General features: G+C 62.7%; 5 protein-coding genes. 3 read left to right on the forward strand and 2 right to left on the reverse strand.

Annotated elements, in window-relative coordinates; translation table 11 throughout:
- A partial coding sequence (locus ENZ75_RS19820) for a TrmO family methyltransferase (RefSeq protein WP_245481180.1) occupies positions 1-352 on the reverse strand: 352 nt, incomplete at its 3' end.
- A gap of 140 nt (positions 353-492) precedes the next feature.
- Between ENZ75_RS19820 and ENZ75_RS19825 the strand changes: the two genes are divergently transcribed.
- Positions 493-1,515, forward strand: coding sequence for a metalloregulator ArsR/SmtB family transcription factor (locus tag ENZ75_RS19825; protein ID WP_013530933.1), 1,023 nt, complete (start codon positions 493-495; stop codon positions 1,513-1,515).
- Positions 1,512-2,429, forward strand: a complete 918-nt coding sequence (gene metF / locus ENZ75_RS19830; protein ID WP_013530934.1) for a methylenetetrahydrofolate reductase [NAD(P)H] — start codon at positions 1,512-1,514, stop codon at positions 2,427-2,429. Before ENZ75_RS19825 ends, metF begins: the two co-directional genes overlap by 4 nt.
- Before the next feature lie 439 nt (positions 2,430-2,868).
- On the opposite strand, the gene ENZ75_RS19835 is transcribed toward metF, so the two are convergent.
- The gene (locus ENZ75_RS19835; RefSeq protein WP_063168490.1) at positions 2,869-3,786 is read right to left on the reverse strand and encodes a DMT family transporter; all 918 of its coding nucleotides are present in this window, start codon (positions 3,784-3,786) and stop codon (positions 2,869-2,871) included.
- Between the two features lie 208 nt (positions 3,787-3,994).
- On the opposite strand from ENZ75_RS19835, the gene ENZ75_RS19840 reads away from it, so the two are divergent.
- Positions 3,995-5,215, forward strand: a complete 1,221-nt coding sequence (locus ENZ75_RS19840) for an alanine racemase (protein WP_063168489.1) — start codon at positions 3,995-3,997, stop codon at positions 5,213-5,215.
- Positions 5,216-5,232: the final 17 nt, after the last annotated feature.

The raw sequence follows: 5,232 nt of genomic DNA on the forward strand, positions 1-5,232 counted from the left end.
CATGCAGCCCGATTGGGTTGGGGCGGGCAGGGGAGCGCAGCGAAAATACGCCTTTTGCTTCGGCCGCATGGCGTGGTTTCTGCACAATCAGGTCCCGCGGCGCGTGATGCAGCCAGGACAGGATGATGACGTGGCTGGCGCGCTCCAGCCCCCGTAAGCCATTTCGGTAGGGCGCGTCGATGGTCAGCACTGCCTTCTGCCCGGTCTCGCGCGCGGCGCGCATGTTCTTCGGGCAGGTTTCGCGCGTCGTCCACGGCGAGGCAATGCGGCCGATGAAGACGATGCCGTCATCCGGCGGCATCAGTGCGGGATCGTTTTCCAGCCTCTGCTCGCCTTCGCGGGCCTCGAACATCTCACGCGGTCCAGTCATGGCCCATGTCTCTTAAAACGCCACACAAGCGGCATTTTCTTGTCCGGAAGCGACATAGCGCTTGCAAGGTTTCGAAAACTGACATAAACATATGTTTATATCTTTTCAAAGAGAATACGCTGATGCATGTCTCGCTCGACACTATGGTGGATACGTTAAAGGCGGCGGCCGAATCCAGCCGATTGCGCATACTGGCACTTCTGTCGCGCGGTGACCTCACCGTTTCCGATCTTACCGAAATTCTCGGCCAGTCGCAGCCGCGCGTTTCGCGGCACCTGAAGCTGCTTCTGGAGGCAGGGCTGATCGGCCGCTACCAGGAAGGGTCCTGGGCCTTCTTCCGCCTGTCGGATGCGGATTCCGCGCGTGACTTCGTCATGGGCCTGGTTTCCGGCATTCGCGGCGCCGATCCGCAGGTCGAGCGCGATCTTGAGCGCCTGGCCTCGGTCAAGCGCAAGCGGCAGGACCGGGCGGTCGAGTATTTTTCCGTGAATGCGGCAAGCTGGGACCATATCCGCTCGCTTCATGTGCCGGACCGCGCCGTCGAAGCCGCAATGCTGAAACTGGTCGGCAAGCGGCCGTTCCAGTCGATGCTCGATCTCGGCACCGGCACCGGGCGGCTGCTCGAAATCTTCTCGCCGCTCTATCGGCGCGGTGTCGGGATCGACATGTCGCGCGAGATGCTGACCGTGGCGCGCGCCAATCTCGACAAGGCCGGCGTTTCGAACGCGCAGGTTCGGCAGGGCGACATCTTCGCGCCGCCGGTCGAGCGCGATGCCTTCGATCTCGTCACCATCCATCAGGTGCTGCACTATCTCGACGATCCCGCCCGCGCCATCCACGAGGCGGCGCGGCTTTTGCGTCCGGCAGGACGCCTGGTCATCGTCGATTTCGCGCCGCATGCGCTGGAATTCCTGCGCGAGGAGCATGCGCATATGCGGCTCGGCTTTTCCGACCGGCAGATCGCCGACTGGTTTTCGGAAGCCGGCCTCGATCTCGAAGATGCCCAGGAGTTCGAGCCGCGCGGTGGCAATGAGGCGAGGCTCACTGTGAAACTCTGGCTCGGCCGCGATCGGCGCCTGCTGATTGCCGATCCTTCCAACGACACAAGGCAGGCCAAAGCGAACTCGATGGGGGAAATCGCATGAACCAGTTCCGCTTTTCCCGCCGCCCCGACATCGGCGACAAGGTCAGGGTTTCCTTCGAATTCTTCCCGCCGAAGACGGACGAGATGGAAGCGAGGCTGTGGGAGACGGTCACAAGGCTGGAGCCGCTGAAGCCGAAATTCGTCTCGGTGACTTACGGCGCCGGCGGCTCGACACGGGAGCGCACCGCGCGCACTGTAAAGCGCATCCTGACGGAAACCGGTATTCCTGCAGCGGCGCATCTGACCTGCGTCGGGGCAACGCGCGACGAGGTCGATGCGGTCATCCAGGATTACAAATCGATCGGCATCAACCGGTTCGTGGCGCTGCGCGGCGACCCGGCCTCCGGCGTCGGCGAGCCCTACCGGCCGCATCCCGGTGGCTACGAGAATGGCGCGGAACTGGTCGCCGGGCTCAAGACGATCGCGGATTTCGACATCTCCGTCGCGGCTTATCCGGAAAAGCATCCGCAAAGCCCCGATTTCGCCACCGACATCGAGATGCTGAAGCGCAAGGTCGACAATGGCGCGACGCGGGCGATCACCCAGTTCTTCTTCGACAACGATCTCTACGAGCGCTATGTCGAGCGCGTTCGCCGCGCCGGCATCTACATCCCGATCGTGCCGGGCATCCAGCCGGTTCACAGTTTCAAGCAGGTCGCGAACTTTTCCGCGAGGGCGGGCGCGCATGTGCCCGGCTGGCTGGCGGAGCGTTTCGAAGGCCTCGACAAGGACCCGCAGACGCATGCGCTGGTGGCATCGGCGGTGGCAGCCGAACAGGTCATGGACCTGGTCGAGCGCGGTGTCGGCGATTTCCACTTCTACACCATGAACCGCGCCGATCTGGTCTTTGCCATCTGCCATATGATCGGTATTCGCTCGCACGAGGCGGCGGCCGCCGGATCAGCCGCGGCATGAGGTCGGGCTCAACAACAAAAGGCCGGGAAAAACCCGGCCTTTTGAATTGGTTGGACTATTTGGGTGCTGGTCTTCCCCGCTTTGGCGGTCAGGGAAGGAAGCCCATAATGAGGGCTCCGATAAAGGCGAACGCAGCACAGATCATCAATGCGTTGATAGGCCTCGTAAGTCCCATGACATAGCCTCCTCTTAAAGAGCTATGTCATGGAGTCTAGGTTCATTTGTGCCACAGGCAAGCGGAAAATGTGCTGCATTGCGACGTGATTGTGAAATCCGCGACATGTCTTTTGCCGTTAGGCTTTGAAACTCCTAGGCAAATACCGACTTCAGACCTGTGAATAAAATGTGGCCGGCTCGTGTCGCTGCCGTGTCATGGCAGCGCTACCGCCGCGAAAGTCGAATGCGACTTTCGCGGCGATGTGGGGGTTCAAAGGACGCGCTAACGTCTTCCAAGGACGCGCCCGTCGATGGTGATGAGGCCGAGCGCGATCAGCACCACCCCGCCGATTTCGAACAGCTCCAGCCGCTCGCCTAGGAACAGGAAGCCGAGCAGCATGGCGCTGGCCGGCACAACAAGCGTGACCAGCGAGGCGTTGGTAGCGCCCGCCGAGGCGACGAGGTTGAAATAGAGGATGTAGGCGACGGCTGTGGACAGAAGTGCCAGCGCCAGCACCGCCGCCCAGACCGGCGGCGAGGCCGAGAACAGGCCGGATGGGCCGTAGGTGAAGAGCACGATCGGGATCATGATGATGGTCGAAGCGGTCAACTGCCCGGTGGCGACGACCGGCGAGGGCACGCCCTTGAAGCGGCGGGCGACCATCAGCGCAATGCCATAGGACAGTGAAGCGCCGATCAGCGCGAATTTGGCCCAGACCGGGCCGCCGAGCCCGGCAAGCAGGCCGGGGCCGATCATGACGGCCGTACCGGCGATGCCGAGCGCAATGCCGGCGAGCTTGTTCCAGGAGAGCTTTTCGTCCGATGTCAGCGCATTGGCGAGAATCAATGTCCAGAACGGCGTCGTGGCGTTGAGCACCGAGGCGACGCCGGCGCCAAGCTCCGTCTGGCCGGCGAAGATCAGCGAAAAGGGCACCACATTGTTGGTGAGCGCCAGCAGGAAGAACAGGCCTGCATGCGGAAGCGCGAGGCGGAAGGACGGGCCGCACAGGCCGAGATAGATCTGTAGCGCGATCGCGGCGATGGCGACGCGAAACAGCACCAGCACCAGCGGGGGGAGTTCGGCCACCGCGATGCGGGCAAAGAAGAACGAGCCGCCCCAGATCGCGCCGAGCAGCAGGAGCTGCCCCCAGTCCTTGAGCACCATCGGCCCGCGCGGTGCTGATGTCGCGGCTATTGTCATGTGAGTCGCCCTCCCAGACGGCCTGAATGCCAGTCAGTCAGGCAGAAGCCATATCGGACTCAGTGACAAGAGCCACCCGAAACCTGATCGCTGGCAAACGTTGCTGGCAAAGACCCAGCGCCCCAGCGTCAGCCGCACGAGACACAGAATTGTTTTCATTAGCCGCTAGCTTGGATTAATTGTGCGCAGCCGAAGTGAGGATTCGTCCATGCAGCGATTCGAGAATGCCCGCGAGGCGGCACTGGCGCTTCGTCCGGACGATCCGGTCTATTGCTTCCGCCCGCAAGTGCTGATGGCGGATGCCAGGCAGTTCATGGGCATGTTCCCCGGCAAGACCGCCTATGCGGTCAAGACCAATGGCGAGCAGATCGTGCTGAAGACGCTGGTCGAAGCCGGCGTCAAGGCTTTCGACGTCGCTTCGCCGGGCGAGTTCGCCGCCGTGCGTGCCGTTTCCCCCGATGCCGAGATGCTCTACATGCACCCGGTCAAGGCGCAGTCGGACATCAAGCTGGCGCTGGAGAAATACGCCATCCGCGTCATTTCGCTCGATCATGAGGACGAGATCACCAAGCTGACGCGAGTGGTGCGGGCTCTCGACATCGATCCGGGCTCGATCAGCGTGTTCGTGCGGGTGCAGACCAAGGGGCATGCCGCCTACGAACTGTCGAAGAAGTTCGGCGCCGGGCCGGCGTATGCCGTCGAGCTCGCGGAGCGGCTGAGCCGTACCGGCTACAAGGTCGGCCTGTGCTTCCATGTCGGCAGCCAGATCGAGGATCCCGATACCTATGAGCGGGCGCTGGCTTCCGCCGACTGGGTGCGCAACCGGCTGACCTTCGATATTGCCGGGCTCGATGTCGGCGGCGGTTTCCCCGCCGAATACGGCCACGACCCTAACCGCAAGCAGATCGAGATGCCGTCGCTTGGCCAGATCATGTCGCGGCTGTCGGGCGATCTGAAGGAGTATCAGTTCGACCAGATGCCGCTGGTGGCTGAGCCCGGCCGGGTGATCGTGGCGCGCTGCCTGTCGTTGATCGTGCGGGTGCTGCTGCGCAAGGGCAAGCGGCTCTACATCAATGACGGCATCTGGGCATCGCTGTCGGATTCATGGACCGGCAAGATCACGCTGCCGGCGCGCTTCATTCCCGACCCGGCGATCCGCTCGCGCAATGGCGAGGAGAAGAACATCGTGCCGTTCAAGGTCTGCGGCGCGACCTGCGATTCCGTCGACATCCTGTCGCGGCCGTTCTGGCTGCCGGAAACGGTCGATACCGGCGACTGGATCGAGATCGGCCATATCGGCGCGTATTCGCTGTCGCTGAGGACCCGCTTCAACGGCTTCTATCCCGACACCTTCGTCGAGGTGACGACGCCGTTCGACGAGGGCGACGCGCCACAGGGTTTTGCCAGTTTGGAGACGATGGCGGATTGAGGGGAATAAGGCAGTAG

This window comes from Mesorhizobium sp. M7A.F.Ca.CA.002.04.1.1 (assembly GCF_004022805.1).
Taxonomy (GTDB): Bacteria; Pseudomonadota; Alphaproteobacteria; order Rhizobiales; family Rhizobiaceae; genus Mesorhizobium; species Mesorhizobium ciceri.

Excerpts from the sequence above, each read along its gene's own strand:
- ENZ75_RS19825 (WP_013530933.1), top strand. The coding sequence starts at position 493 with ATGCATGTCTCGCTCGACACTATGGTGGATACGTTAAAGGCGGCGGCC.
- metF (WP_013530934.1), top strand. The coding sequence starts at position 1,512 with ATGAACCAGTTCCGCTTTTCCCGCCGCCCCGACATCGGCGACAAGGTC.
- ENZ75_RS19835 (WP_063168490.1), bottom strand. The coding sequence starts at position 3,786 with ATGACAATAGCCGCGACATCAGCACCGCGCGGGCCGATGGTGCTCAAG.
- ENZ75_RS19840 (WP_063168489.1), top strand. The coding sequence starts at position 3,995 with ATGCAGCGATTCGAGAATGCCCGCGAGGCGGCACTGGCGCTTCGTCCG.